The organism is Kitasatospora sp. NPDC051164 (genome assembly GCF_044455625.1).
GTDB lineage: Bacteria > Actinomycetota > Actinomycetes > Streptomycetales > Streptomycetaceae > Kitasatospora.
In genome coordinates, this window is the sequence record NZ_JBITFB010000005.1 from 199,525 (window position 1) to 211,471 (window position 11,947).

At 75.3% G+C, this 11,947-nt stretch carries 9 protein-coding genes; 2 read left to right on the forward strand and 7 right to left on the reverse strand.

The annotated features are described in order from the left end of the window. Positions 1 to 9: 9 nt before the first annotated feature. The 7 genes from ACIBEC_RS09945 to ACIBEC_RS09975 form a co-directional block, all read right to left on the reverse strand. Complete coding sequence (locus ACIBEC_RS09945; protein ID WP_360493900.1) at positions 10 to 372, reverse strand: hypothetical protein; 363 nt, start codon at positions 370 to 372, stop codon at positions 10 to 12. A 23-nt stretch (positions 373 to 395) separates the two neighbouring features. After that, a complete protein-coding gene (locus tag ACIBEC_RS09950) occupies positions 396 to 695 on the reverse strand; it encodes a hypothetical protein (RefSeq protein WP_360493897.1) in 300 nt (99 codons plus the stop codon). A gap of 30 nt (positions 696 to 725) precedes the next feature. Continuing rightward, entirely contained in the window at positions 726 to 1,052 is a 327-nt protein-coding gene (locus ACIBEC_RS09955; protein ID WP_360493894.1) for a hypothetical protein, read from the reverse strand. An 85-nt stretch (positions 1,053 to 1,137) separates the two neighbouring features. Further along, complete coding sequence (gene eccB / locus ACIBEC_RS09960; RefSeq protein ID WP_360493891.1) at positions 1,138 to 2,613, reverse strand: type VII secretion protein EccB; 1,476 nt, start codon at positions 2,611 to 2,613, stop codon at positions 1,138 to 1,140. Positions 2,614 to 2,709: 96 nt separating this feature from the next. Further along, complete coding sequence (locus tag ACIBEC_RS09965) at positions 2,710 to 5,145, reverse strand: ATP-binding protein (protein WP_396287841.1); 2,436 nt, start codon at positions 5,143 to 5,145, stop codon at positions 2,710 to 2,712. Positions 5,146 to 5,476: 331 nt separating this feature from the next. Then, positions 5,477 to 7,105, reverse strand: a complete 1,629-nt coding sequence (locus ACIBEC_RS09970) for a serine/threonine-protein kinase (protein WP_360493888.1) — start codon at positions 7,103 to 7,105, stop codon at positions 5,477 to 5,479. 11 nt (positions 7,106 to 7,116) lie between these two features. Beyond that, positions 7,117 to 8,862, reverse strand: a complete 1,746-nt coding sequence (locus ACIBEC_RS09975; protein WP_360493885.1) for a serine/threonine-protein kinase — start codon at positions 8,860 to 8,862, stop codon at positions 7,117 to 7,119. A gap of 193 nt (positions 8,863 to 9,055) precedes the next feature. Between ACIBEC_RS09975 and ACIBEC_RS09980 the strand changes: the two genes are divergently transcribed. Then, a complete protein-coding gene (locus ACIBEC_RS09980) occupies positions 9,056 to 10,588 on the forward strand; it encodes an NAD(P)/FAD-dependent oxidoreductase (RefSeq protein WP_360493883.1) in 1,533 nt (510 codons plus the stop codon). Further along, the gene (locus tag ACIBEC_RS09985; protein ID WP_360493881.1) at positions 10,585 to 11,943 is read left to right on the forward strand and encodes a glutamate-cysteine ligase family protein; all 1,359 of its coding nucleotides are present in this window, start codon (positions 10,585 to 10,587) and stop codon (positions 11,941 to 11,943) included. Before ACIBEC_RS09980 ends, ACIBEC_RS09985 begins: the two co-directional genes overlap by 4 nt. The last annotated feature ends 4 nt before the right edge of the window (positions 11,944 to 11,947 follow it).

Below are 11,947 nucleotides of genomic sequence, written 5' to 3' on the forward strand. Positions count from 1 at the left end.
AGAGTCGGGTCAGTGGACGGACGTCGACGGGCTGCCGCCGCCCAGGACGTCGTGCAGGATCTCCATCATCTGCGCCTCGGTGAGGCTGTCCTCCGCCCCGAGGTTGAACATGGTCCCGGCCATCTCCAGGTCGGACTCGATGTTCTTGACGTCCGCCTGAATGGTGGTCAGCGCGGAGGCCACGCTGGCCATGAACTCGTTCGAGCCCTTCTTCAGGTTCGCGCTCTCGGGCAGGACGTCGTTGCCCGGCAGCAGGGGCGGGCAGTCGTGTACCTTGCCCGCCTGGTCACCGATCTCGATGCGATAGGTCTCCAGCTTCTTGGCGAAGTCAGTGAGACCGCCCACCGAGACCTTGATCGTTTCCTCGCCCACGGGCGATCACCTCCGTCCTGGCCTCAGTGGAACTGCTTTCCGGCGTTGGCGTCAGACTCCGTCATGATGTCGTGCATCGTGTTGAGGGTGTTCGCGGCGGCGGTGATGTCCTCGTCCATGGCGCTCTCGTTGGCCGCCACGACCCGGGAGAGCTCCTCGAAGGCGTTGGCCGCGACACCCTGGAAGTGGCCGCCGTCGATCACGCCCTTGATCTTGCCCATGAGGTCGTCCAGGTTGCTCCGCATCATGGAGCCGGCCTGGCGCAGTTCGGTGGCCGCCTGCGAGACGGTTTCGTGGTGGAGCTGGATGCTGCCGAAGTCCATCGGTCTGAATCCTCCTTCTGTGACGGAACGTCAGGCGCCTTGCAAGCCGTTGTAGATGCCGTCGGCGGCATGGGCGCGGGCATCGTCCTCCGCCTGGGTGAGGATCTGGTTGGCGCCCTGGGTGGACTGCACGAACTTCTCGAAGGACCCGATGATCTGCTGGTAGCGCGACATCCAGTCCTCGACCTTCTGCTGGAAGACGGAGCTGGCGCCGGAGATGTAGCCTCCGGCCAGCTCCTCCTTGATCCGCTCGACCGTGCGCCCGGCGGTCACCATGTTCTCGATCTGGTGCTCCAGGCTGGCGAGGACCTGGCGGATCGCCTCGTCTTCCTTGGTCAACATGCCCGGTGTGGTCATGGCGTGCTCCCTTCCCTGCGCTCGCCGGGCGGGCGGCCCGGCGGAGTTTCCTGATCGACTCAACGGTCCTGCGGTGGGCGGTGGTTCAGCCGCACGGCGGCGCGGCCGGGGTGGCCGCGGCGGTCGGCGTGGCCGCGGCTGTCGGCGAGACGGCCGCGCCGTCGCCGAGCGCCGCCGGGTCGAGGCTGGGCCCGGCCGGCAGCAGGCCGAGCACCGGCGCGGGCACCGCGACGGGGGTGGTGCCGCCGTAGCCGAGCTGCTTCGCCACCGCCGCGGCGGGCAGCGGGAAGCGCACCCCGGCCTCGGTGACCAGGTACTCGGTGCTGCCCGCCCCGGCGCCGGACAGCGCCCGCACCAGGGCCCCGCGGCCCGGCCGTACGGCGATCCGGTCGGCGACCGCGCAGGTGCCCGGTGGCGCGCCCACCGGGGCCGTCGGCGGGCGGCCCGCCTCGGCCCGGTCGGCGGGCAGCACCGTGACGGACGTGACCGGGGAGCCCGCGCCGGTGTGCAGGTCGGCGCAGACGCCCTCGCCGTGCAGCGGCGCGACCAGGGCCGGCGGCGTCTCCGGGAGCCCCGGGGCCGGCGGACCGCCGGGCGCGGTGTGCCCGGCGAGGTCCATGGCGCCGATCGGCGCGGCCTCCGGGGCGTTGCCGCCGTACGCCTCCTGCTGGGTGCGCGGGTCGCCGAGCAGCAGCGCGTACAGGGTCGGGGTGAGCGGGGCGAGGCCGTCCTTGGTGAGCAGGTAGTGCGCGCCGCCGGGGGCCCCGAAGAGCTGGCCGATCCGGGTCGGTTTGCCGCCCAACGCCGGGCCGCCCTCGCCGCGCCGGGCGACGGCGGGCGAGGCCAGGTCCGGGCCGGCGGGCAGCGCGTTCAGCACGCCCGCCGGGACGGGGAAGGGCGTCGCCCCGCCGTAACCGAGCGCCTGCAGCGCCTGGTTGGCGGTGTCCACGCGCAGCCGCTGGCCTTGCCAGAGCAGGTGGACCGAGCCGTCCGGGAGCGCGACGAGCAGGCCCTGGCCCGGGGTCAGCGCCCGTCCCTCCGACGCCGGGTCCATCTGCAGGCCGAGCCGGGTCGCGGGGGCGCCGGTCGGGCCGGACTGGACGGTGCCGCAGACCAGCCAGGTGCCGCCCGCCAGGTCGGCGGCCGGGGGCAGCCCGTCGGGGGCGCCGACGATTCCGACCGGTAGGCCGCGCGGCGCGTCCGCGAGCGAGTCCCGGCTCACCTGCCGCACCGTCATCTGGTCGCCGGCCACCAGCCGGGCGCTGGTGTCGTTCAGCACCGGGTGCAGCTGCCCGCCGACGAAGAGGTAGCGGGCGCCGGTCTCCTCGACCACCACCAGGGTGCCGGGTTTGGCCCAGCCGTCGCTGCCGCCGGGTTTGATCACCCCGTACACCGTGACGCCGAGCCCGATCAGCACCGCGACGGCCAGGCCGGTCATGGTGCCCCGGGTAGTCCGCCCGGTGGGGGTGTCCGGCGCGTCGGGCTCCGCGCGCAGCATGCCCGAGGCCAGCCTGCTCATCACGAACAGGTGCGCCTGCACCTGGTCGCGTCGGGACTGCATCCGGTTCCTCCCCGCCTCCTGGGCGCACCCGTTGTCGCCGGGGACGCGCGGTGCGCGCGTCCTCTTCGGTGCTACGGGCGGCGGAGGCGGTCCGGTTCACCGCCCCGGCGGCGGCTCCGCCGGCGGCCCTGTCGGCGGCTCCGCCGGCGGTCGGTGGTCCGGGCCGGCGAGGGCGTTCAGGCGGGCGCTGACGGCGTCGGCGTCACGGTGCTCCAGGTCTTCGAGGATGGCGAGGCCGCGCGTCCAGGAGGTCCGGGCGGCTTCGGGATCGCCGAGGGCGAGGTGGGTGTCGCCGATGTGGGTGTGGATGTCCGCCTGGAGGAAGTAGTCGCCGACCTCCTGCCGCAGCCGCAGGGACTCCTGGTAGGCGGGCAGGGCCTCGTGGTACTCGCCGAGCTGGTGGTGGATGTAGCCGACGCTGTCCCAGATCGACGACTGGGCGGGGAGGTTGCCGGTTTCGCGGGCCAGGTCCAGCGCGCGCCGGCAGTGCGCCAGTCCCGGCCGTGGCTCGCCCTGCTGCGTCAGGTACCAGCCGATGCTGTTGAGGGCGAGGGCCTGCCCGTTGCGGTCGTCGATCGCCCGGAACAGCTCCAGTGCCCGGCGGGACTCGGCCACCGCCTCGGCGTCGGCCTGTTCCTCGCCGAGCGCGAGGGCGAGGTCGAGCAGGGTCCTGCCCTGGCGCGGCCGGTCGCCGAGCGCGTCGAACAGGTCGAGGGCCAGGCGCAGTTCGTGGCGGGCCTGGGGCTGGCGGCCCTGGGAGCGGTGCACCTGGCCGAGCCAGCGGTGCGCGTGGGCCTGTCCGCGGAGGTCCCCGGTCCGCTCGGCGGCGGCGAGCGCGGTCTCGCTCGCCCGCTGCCACTGCTGCCACAGCCCCGACTTGAGCAGGTAGGCCACCTGCGCGGCGACGAGCTGCCAGGCGTGCGTGTCGAGCCCAGCCCGGTGGGCCCCGTCGACGATCCGTTCGAGCACCGGCTGCTCGCCCCGGTACCAGGCGAGCGCCTGCCCGCGGTCGGCGAGGTCCTCGGGCGCGACCCCGGCGGCCGGCTCCGCGAGGGCGAGCGGCTGCCAGGAGGCGTCGTCGGCGTAGGCGAGGCAGCCGGCCCGGTGTGCGGTGTGGAGGTAGTGGTCGAGCATCCGCAGGGTCGCCTCGGCCCGTCCCTGCGGGGACTCGTCGGCGGCCGCCCGCTCGGCGGCGTAGGCGCGCAGCAGGTCGTGCAGGGTGTAGCGGTCCCGGTCCGGCGCCGCGATCAGGTGGGCGCGGTGCAGGTCGTCCAGCAGCCGGCGGGCCTCGGCCGGCTGCAGGCCGGCGAGGCTCGCGGCGGCGGCCGCGCCGATCTCCGGCCCCGGGTGCAGGCCGAGCAGCCGGAACAGACGCGCGGCTTTCGGCGCCAGGGCGCGGTAGGACCAGGAGAGCACCACCCGGACGTCCGCGTGCACGTCCCCGGTGGACAGCAGGTCCAGGCGCGCCCGGGAGTCCCGCAGTTCGCGCGCCCAGACGCCGAGCGGGGTGCCGGGGTGGTCGGCCGCGCGGGCGGCGGCGATATTCAGGGCCAGCGGCAGCCGGGCGCACAGCTCGATCAACTCGTCGGCGTCGTCGGGCTGTTCCTCGACGGCGGCGGGGCCCAGGCGGCGGGCGAGCAGTTCGCGGGCCTCGGCGCGGGAGAGCACGTCGAGGGCGAGCGGGACGGCGCCGTCCAGGGCGACCAGTCCGGGCATCCGGTTCCTGCTGGTGACCAGGACCAGGCAGGTGTCCGAGCCGGGCAGCAGCGGGCGGACCTGCTCCGCCTCGAGGGCGTTGTCGAGGACGATCAGCGTCCGGGTGCCGGCCAGCCGGCTGCGCAGGAGCGCGAGTTGCCCGTCCGGGTCGGCGGGGATGCGCGAGGCCGGTACGCCGAGCGCGTCCAGGAAGCCGCGCGCCACGTCGGCGGCGTCGACCGGGCTCCTGGCCGGGTCGAAGCCGCGCAGGTTGGCGAAGAGCTGCCCGTCGGGGAAGCGGTCCGCCACCCGGTGGGCGAAGTGCACGGCGAGCGTGGTCTTGCCCACGCCGGCGGTGCCGGCGATCGCCGAGATCACGACCGCGCCGCAGCCGGGGATCCGGTCGCCGAGGAGTCCGTCGAGCGCCTGGATCTCTCGGGCCCGACCGGTGAAGTGCCGGATGGCCATCGGCAGTTGCTGCGGCACGGCCGGCGCGCCACGCCCCCCACCCGGCCCGGCCGGGGAGCGCGGGAAGGGCGGGGAGGCCGCCGCACCGGTCTCGGGCCGGGGCGCGGCCGGCGGGGTGTCCGGTCCGCCCGGCTCCTCCGCGCCCGCGTCCCGAGCGGCCATCAGCCACCGGGCGCGGGTGTCCGGGTCGAGGCCCAGGGCCCCGGCGAGCCGGACCACCGAGGACATCCGCGGCCTTCGCCCACCTGCCTCCAGGGCGCTGATCGACCGGGTCGACACCCCCGAGCGCTCTGCCAGCTCGTCCTGGCTCCACCCCGCCGACAGGCGTCGCTCACGTAACAGCTCGGCGAACACAGCAGCCCCCAACACGTCCCCCAGTCCCCCGGCCAAGCGTCCCCCGCGCCCCGCCCCGTCCGGCGCGGGCCGCGAACGAGCGTAGCCGGGAGCGGCCCAAGTGTCAGGTCAACGTCAGGTCAACGTCGTGGTCCGCCGGAGCCTCCGGCGGCGACAATGAACGCCCGATCGACCCGTCCGAGGAGGAGCACGTGAACGCCCGCACGGCCGCTTCGCGTCCGACCGGATTGCGCGACACCGACGGTGGCACGTCCACCGCAAGTCGCATCAGGGTCACCGGCTGAATCCGCCGGCCCGGGACGCGAGCCGAGGCAACAGGGGTACCGCGGCCCGCGTCCGGGTCGGCTCAGCTCGGCATCGCCGCGAGTGCCGCGCGGGCGACCGTCACGGCCTGCGCCTCGCAGCCGTCCGCCGGGTGCGCCTTGCCGCCGAGGTCGACCGAGAGGCGCAGGTTGCCGTCGCGGACGTGAAGGGAGCAGTTCGTCCCGTTCCCCACCGAGCCCCAGTAGGCCTCCTCGCCGACGCCGAGGCCGCTCGCGCGGCGCTCACCGGCGGCCAGGTCGCCGAAGTCCTTGCGCTGGACCTGGGTCGCGTTGTCGCTGGTCCCGGCGCTGCGCTGGAGCATCCAGCGGACGATCGCGGACGGGTTCCGGTCCCAGTAGGTGGTGCCGGAGACGACCGACGAGCCGTACCAGTAGCAGTCGGTCTCGGCCCTGGAGGACTGCTCGACGTAGTGGTCCTCCTCCTGCTTGCGCTCGGCGGCCGGGAGCGGGAGCCGCCCGGTGGCCTCCGCACAGGCCGGTGCCTTGACGTACTTGTCCGGGACGGCCGGGCCGTTCGGGTCGTTCGCGTCGCGCAGCCACAGGTATCCGCCGACGCCCGCCGCGGCGACGACCCCGGCAGTCACCAGGGCGGCGGTCCGGCGCGACCGGCGCGGCGGGGTACCGGCGGCGACGACGGGTACCGGTGCGGGCGGGTCGGTTTCCGACCCGGTGTCCACGGCCGTGGCCAGGGCGGTCAGCCCGGGCGCCGCCAGGTGGTACGAGGTCGGCTCGGACGTCCGCGCGCGCGGCGGCGCGGCGCCCTGCGGGTCGGCGAGCAGCCCGTCCACCGCCGTCTGCTGCGCGGTGATCAGCGCGTGCACCGTCGGCGGCCACTGCCGGGCGGCCGGGGCGACCGGGCCGAGGAGTTCGAGCAGGCGGGCCGGGGTCGGGCGGGCGGCCGGGTCCTTGGCCAGGCAGGCCGCGAGCAGCGGCCGGGTGGCGGCCGGTACGGCGGCGAGGTCCGGCTCGGTGTGCACGACGTTGTAGAGGGTCTGCAGGGTGGAAGCCCCGGCGAAGGGGCTGCGGCCGGTCAGGGCGAGCGCCAGCACCGCGCCGAGCGAGAACACGTCGGCCGCCGGGGTCAGTACCCGGCCCTCGGCCTGCTCGGGCGACATGTACGCGGGCGAGCCGATCACGCCGCCGGTGTGGGTGAGCTCGGCGTCCTCCTCGGCCGCCCGGGCGATCCCGAAGTCGATGACGCGCACGCCGTCGTCGGCGAGCAGCACGTTCTCCGGCGTGAGGTCGCGGTGGATCAGCGCCGCCCGGTGGATCTCCGCCAGGGCCGTGGCCAGGCCGACGGCGAGCCGGTGCACGGCGTCCGCGGGCAGCGGCCCGGCGGCCTCGACGGCGGCGCCGAGCGAGGGCCCGACCACGAACACCGAGGCGAGCCAGGGCGTCGGCGCGTCGACGTCGGCGTCCATCACGGCCGCCGTGTACGCCCCGGACACCCGACGGGAGGCGCCGGCCTCGCGCCGGAACCTGGCCCGGAAGCCGTCGTCGGCGGCGAACCGGTCGTGCACCTGCTTGACCGCCACCAGCCGCCCGTCCGGCGCGGCGCCCAGCAGCACCCGGCCCATCCCGCCGCGTCCCAGTTCCGCGAGGACCCGGTACGGGCCGACCTCGGCCGGGTCCGACTCCCGCCGCGGCCGCATCGAGGCGCCCGTCACCGGAACGCCGGCTGCGTGGGGGACACCTCGGGGGACGTCCCGTTCACGGACACGAACTGCGCCACCTGCACCGCCGTCGCGGCCATCGTCCGGGTCAGCTCCTCACACCGCCCCTTCGGGTAGCTGCTGCCCTTCACCGCGATGAAGACGTTCAGGTTGACGTCGCGCACGTAGAACACGCAGTTCTCCTCGTCCAGATACTTCTTCGGGAGCCAGAACGCCTCCTCCGCGAAGCCCGGGTCCGACACGCGCGTGTGGCCTCCGACGTAGAGGGCCTCGAAGTGCTCCTTCGCCCGCTCGGCGCCGGTCAGGCCACCGGGGAGGCTCGGGTAGACGTCCCAGTCGACGTCGAGCTGGTCGCCGCTGCGGGAGTTCCACTGGCAGCCCTTCTCCGGGTGCTTCCCGTGCGAGTCCGTGGCCTCCCAGGTCCCGGGGTTGCCCCAGGGTGCGGAGAACTCGGGCGGGACCGTCACCCTCCGGGCGTCCGCGCAGGTGGGCGCCACGGCCGTGTACTTGTCCTTGACCTGCGAGAGCGGCACGTTCCCGGGCGTGGGCACCGGCTCGGGGAACACCGAGTCCAGGTTCACCACCCCGGTGGCGACCAGGCCGCCCGCCACCCCGGCGAGCGCCAGGACGATCGCGCCGACGGTCAGGACGATCCGCCTCCCCCGGCGGCGCCGCCGCACGGGCGCGGCCGACGGCTCGGCCGGGCCGAAGGCGGTCGCCGTGGGGGCCTCGCCCACCGCGGGCACGGGCGCGGCCGGCGGCTCGGCCGGTCCGAAGGCACCGCCCACCGCGGGCACGGGCCGGACGGCGGCCGACGCGGGCACGGGCCGGACGGCGGCCGACGCGTCGGTGCCCAGCAGCCGGGCGATCTCCGCCCCCTGCGCCGCCAGCAGCCCGTGCACCGCCTCGGGCCACGGCCGCGTCGACGGAGCGAGCCGCCCGACCGCCGCGAGCACCTCCTGCGGGGTCGGCCGCGCGGCCGGGTCCTTGGCCAGGCAGGCCGCGAGCAGCGGCCGCAGTCCGTCCGGCACCCCGCTCAGGTCGGGTTCGGCGTGCAGCACGTTGAAGAGGATCCGCGGCAGCGACTCCCCCGTGAAGGCCGGCCGGCCCGTGCAGGCCACCACCAGGGTCGCGCCGAGCGAGAACACGTCACTGGCGGGCGTCAGTTCACGCCCCTCGACCTGCTCGGGCGACATGTAGCCGGGCGAGCCGATCATCGCCCCGGTGCGGGTGAGCTTGGTGTCCTGGCTCTCCGCCGCCCGTGCGATCCCGAAGTCGATGACGCGCACGCCGTCCTCGGCGAGCAGGACGTTGGAGGGCTTGAGGTCCCGGTGGATCAGACCCGCCCGGTGCACGTCGACCAGCGCCTGCGCCAGCCCGGCGGCCAGCCGCCGGACCGACTCCTCCGGCAGCGCGCCGACCGCCCGCAGCGCCTCGTTCAGGGCCGGACCGGGCACGAACTGCGAGGCCAGCCAAGGGGTTTCGGCCTCCGGGTCGGCCGCGATCACCGCCGCCGTGTACCCGCCGGAGACCCGCCGCGAGGCCTCCACCTCGCGTCGGAACCGGATCCGGAACCCGTCGTCCTCGGCGAACTCGGCGTGCACCTGCTTGACCGCCGCGGGCCGCCCGTCCGGCGCCACCCCCAGCAGCACCCGCCCCATTCCGCCCTGCCCGAGCAGCGCCAACACCCGGAACGGCCCCACCTGCGCAGGCCCGTTCGGTCCCACCGTCTCCACGTCGCCCCTGCCCCCCGCCGCTGTGTGCGAACAGATGATACAGACGGGCCCTCCCTGCGATCCGGGCCGGTCCGATCGGGCACGGAACCTCCCCGCGGCCTGCCCGTCACTCGCATCGGTGCCGCGAACTGGCACCCGAACGACGCCTGGCCGAGGCTGGGGCCGGGTCCCCCTTCTGACGGGTTCGGTGCCGATGTTCGATACCAGCTTTGCGTTCCCGCGTTCCCTGCTGCGGCCGGTGGGCGGCGCCCGGGGCCGGGTCGCCGTGGTCGGATCGGGCATCGCCGGACTGGTGTGCGCACACGAGCTGCAGCGCCGCGGCTTCGACGTCGTCGTGTACGAGCGGGCGAACCGGCCCGGCGGGCGGGTGCGGACCCACCGGTTCTGGGACGGCACGCACGTGGACCTGGGCGCCATGCGCATCCCGGGCAACCACCACTGTGTGCTGCACTACGTCTCCGGGTTCGGGCTGGTGACCCGCCCGTTCGTCAACGCCAACCCGCGCGCCTTCTACCATCTGCGCGGTCGCCGGGTCCGGGTGCAGGACGTGGCCTCGCTGTTCCCCTCGTACGCGCTGCGCCCGGCCGAACGGCAGGCACCGGCACCCCTGCTGGACCACCTGCTCGGCTCGGTGTGGCGCACCTTCACCGTCGAGCAGCAGCGCCGCATCCTGGAGGGCCACTGGGACGACCCGGCGCTGGAACGGGCAGCCTCGGTGTCGCTGTGGCAGTTCGTGCACGAGCACGTGTCGCAGGACGCCTGGGAGCTCTTCGGACACGCCAGCGGCCTCGCACACTACGAGCAGTCCTCGCTGCTGGAGGTGCTGGTCGACTACTTCGGCCTGTTCCACAGCGGGCAGGTCGAGCTGGTCGACGGGCTGGACGCGCTGGTCCACGCCTTCGTCCGGTCCCTGCGCCCCGGCACGCTGCGGCTCTCCACCCGGATCGACGAGATCGCGCTGACCGCGGACGGCGTCCGGATCGGCGGCCGGCGGATCGGCGCCCGGCTGCGCGACCACGCCGACTACGTGGTGTGCTGCGTCCCGGCGCCCGCGCTCGACCAGATCACCGTCACCCCGGACCTGCCGCCCGCCCAGCGGCACGCCGTCCGCGGCATCAGCTACGCGAGCAGCGTCAAGACCGTCCTGCACCTCACCCGCCGGCGCTGGGAGCTGGAGGACGACATCCACGGCGGCGGCAGCTTCACCGACCTGCCGATCCAGCAGGTCTGGTACCCGTCGGACAACGCGGTGCTCACCGAGGGCGGGGTCAACGGCAGCTCCGGCCCGAGCTGGGGCCCGCGCGACCCCCTGCGCTCCGCGGAGCCGGCCGCCCTGCTCGGCGCGTACCTGTGGGGCGCCAACGCCCGGCGCTTCGCCGCGCTGCCGGTCGCGGACCGGGACGCGCTGGTGCTGGACTGCCTGGAGAAGCTCCACCCGGGCATCACCGGGGACGTGGACGACATCGTGCACTGCGACTGGGACGTGCAGACCGGCATGGGCGGCGGCGCCTTCGCCCACCTGGCGCCCGGCGAGCACACCCGCTACCTGAGCGTGCTCGGCTCCCCGCACCCGGTGGAGCAGCCGCGGATCTTCTTCGCCGGCGAGCACCTGTCCGGCGCCCACGCCTGGTGCCAGGGCGCCGCGCAGTCCGCCCTGGGGGCGGTGAGCGCGCTGCTCGACCGCGCCGGACACCCCCGGATCGCCGCCCGGGTGGGCACGGCGTGACCGGCCCGCCCGCCGGCCGGGCGCTGGAACGGACCGAGCTGCTGGCCCCGTTCCGGCCCGCCCGCGGCGAGCGGGTCGGCCTCGAGGTCGAGTGCGGCCTGCTCGACCCGGCCACCGGGCTGGCCGCCCGCTACTTCGGCCCGCGCGGCGTGCTGGCCGTCCTGGAGGAGGTGCTCGCCCGGTGGGGCGGCGAGCGGCTGGCGGACGCCGGACGGCTGACCGGCGTCCGCCTCCCGGACGGCAGCCTGATCACCCTGGAGCACGGCGGCCAGATCGAGTACTCCTCGGCCCCCGTCCCGAGCGTCGCCGAGGCCGTGGCCGACATGCGCGCCGCCCTGGAGCGACTCGCCGAACCGGCCGGCCGGTTCGGCCTCGCCCTGGTGCCCGGCGCCAACCTGCCCTTCGACCGGCTGCGCGACATGCGGTGGGTGCCGATGAGCCGGGGCGCCATAATGCGGGACCACTTCGCCGGGCTGGGCGCGGCGGGCAGCCGGGCCCGGTACGTCATGGCGCTGTCGCTGTCCACCCAGGTCACCCTGGACTACCTCTCCCCCGAGGACTTCACCCAGAAGCTGCGGATGCAGATGGCCGCCGCCCCGGTGGTCTCCGCACTGCTCGTCAACTCGCCGATCCAGGAAGGACGGTGCGATGGACTGCTGTCGAACCGGTGCTGGGCCTGGCTGCGGATGGACCCGTACCGCAGCGGCGTGCTGCCGCCCGCGCTGCGCCCCGACGTCACCGCCGACGACGTGGTCGACTGGGCGCTCGGCGTCCCCCTGATCCACTACCGCACCCCGGACGGCCGCTACCACCCGGCGCCGCCCGGCCGCACCTTCGCCGAACTCCTCCGGGACGGCTACGGGGACGGTTCGCGGCCGACGGCGGACCACTGGGCCGCCCACCTCGACCAGCTGTGGACCAACACCCGGGTCCGCCGCACCCTGGAGCTGCGCGCCGCGGACGGACCGCCGTACCCGTTCGTCGCCGCCGTCCCCGCGCTGTGGGCGGGGCTGACCTACCACCCCGAATCCCGCGCCGCCGCCTGGGAGTTGCTCGGCCGCTACACCCTGCGCGAGCACCGGGCCGCCCTCGCGGAACTCCCCGCCCAGGGCCTGGCCACCCGCCTCGGCGGCGACCCGGTCCGCCCACTGGCCGTCGAACTTCTCCGCCTCGCCAGGGCCGGCCTGGCTGCCCGCGTCGCGGCGGACCTCGAACCGCCGCACGTCCTCGGCTACCTGGACCCGCTGGACGAGATCGCCGCCACCGGCCGGACCTTCGCCGAGTGGTGCCTGCGGCGCTGGTACGGCGACCTCGGCGGCGACCCCGCCCGCTACGTCGCCGCGTACCGGGTCTGAACGC

What these genes read in the sequence shown, in the direction of transcription:
- eccB (WP_360493891.1), bottom strand. Translation starts at nt 2,613, where the DNA reads ATGCAGTCCCGACGCGACCAGGTGCAGGCGCACCTGTTCGTGATGAGC.
- ACIBEC_RS09955 (WP_360493894.1), bottom strand. Translation starts at nt 1,052, where the DNA reads ATGACCACACCGGGCATGTTGACCAAGGAAGACGAGGCGATCCGCCAG.
- ACIBEC_RS09970 (WP_360493888.1), bottom strand. Translation starts at nt 7,105, where the DNA reads ATGCGGCCGCGGCGGGAGTCGGACCCGGCCGAGGTCGGCCCGTACCGG.
- ACIBEC_RS09950 (WP_360493897.1), bottom strand. Translation starts at nt 695, where the DNA reads ATGGACTTCGGCAGCATCCAGCTCCACCACGAAACCGTCTCGCAGGCG.
- ACIBEC_RS09980 (WP_360493883.1), top strand. Translation starts at nt 9,056, where the DNA reads ATGTTCGATACCAGCTTTGCGTTCCCGCGTTCCCTGCTGCGGCCGGTG.